Origin of the sequence: Nonomuraea sp. NPDC049141, from assembly GCF_040648415.1 — a bacterium.
GTDB lineage: Bacteria > Actinomycetota > Actinomycetes > Streptosporangiales > Streptosporangiaceae > Nonomuraea.
Genome location: NZ_JBEZDR010000277.1, coordinates 1 through 1,088 on the forward strand (window position 1 = coordinate 1; position 1,088 = coordinate 1,088).

The following is a 1,088-nucleotide window of genomic DNA, read 5'->3' on the forward strand; positions in this document are numbered from 1 at the left end:
ACCGCCCCGGAGGAGCCGGACCTGACCATCTGAGCCGCCGCGCCCCCGCCCGACACCTCGGCTGCGGGGCCGGGGGAGCGCGCCTGGAGCCGTCGCCCGGCCACACGCCTTAGCGCTCGTTCAGGCTCGCCGACTAGGGTGCTGACAGACACTCCAACAGGCGAGGGAGATAGAGATGGCGGGTCGACTCGCGGTCGTCGGTGCCGGGCTGATGGGTTCGGGCATCGCCCAGGTGGCGGCGCAGGCGGGCTGGCAGGTGACCCTGCGGGACCTGGACGACGCGGCCACCGGGCGCGGCATGGCCGGGATCCGGAAGTCGCTGGAGAAGTTCGCCGAGAAGGGGAAGATCGAGGCGTCCGACGTCGAGGCGACCCTGGCCCGGATCACCCCGACCACCGAGCTGGAGGCGGCTGCCGACGCGGACATCGTGGTCGAGGCGGTCTTCGAGCGGCTGGAGATCAAGCACGAGGTGTTCCGCGCGCTGGACAAGATCTGCAAGGCCGACGTGGTGCTCGCGACCAACACCTCGGCCATCCCGGTGACGCAGATCGCCGCGGTGACCGGGCGTCCGGAGGCGGTCGTCGGCACCCACTTCTTCTCGCCGGTGCCGATGATGAAGCTCTGCGAGCTGGTGCGCGGCTACAAGACCAGCGACGCGACGCTGGCGGCGGCGAAGACGTTCGCCGAGGAGATCGGCAAGACCGTCGTGGTGGTCAATCGGGACATCGCGGGCTTCGTCACCACCCGGCTGATCTCGGCCCTGCTCGTCGAGGCCGTCAAGCTGGTCGAGGCGGGCGTGGTCTCGGCAGAGGACCTGGACACCGCCTGCCGGCTCGGCTTCGGCCACGCCATGGGCCCGCTGGCCACCGCCGACCTGACCGGCGTGGACGTGCTCATGCACGCCACGAAGAACATCCACACCGACACCGCGGACCAGAAGTTCTTCCCGCCGGAGCTGCTCCAGCGCATGGTCACCGCCGGCGACCTGGGCCGCAAGAGCGGCAAGGGCTTCTACACGTACTGAGTCGGCGCGGTGGACGGGGGCGGTGACCCGCCCCCGTCCGGCTCAGCCGTCGCGCTTGGTCGTC

Annotated in this window: 1 protein-coding gene; it reads left to right on the top strand. The window is 70.9% G+C overall.

The features are described 5' to 3' along the window. Positions 1 to 175 precede the first annotated feature (175 nt). Positions 176 to 1,024: a 3-hydroxyacyl-CoA dehydrogenase family protein gene (locus tag AB0B91_RS66450; protein ID WP_088998671.1), complete on the top strand. Its 849-nt coding sequence runs from the start codon at positions 176 to 178 to the stop codon at positions 1,022 to 1,024. Positions 1,025 to 1,088: the final 64 nt, after the last annotated feature.

Excerpts from the sequence above, each read along its gene's own strand:
- AB0B91_RS66450 (WP_088998671.1), top strand. The coding sequence starts at position 176 with ATGGCGGGTCGACTCGCGGTCGTCGGTGCCGGGCTGATGGGTTCGGGC.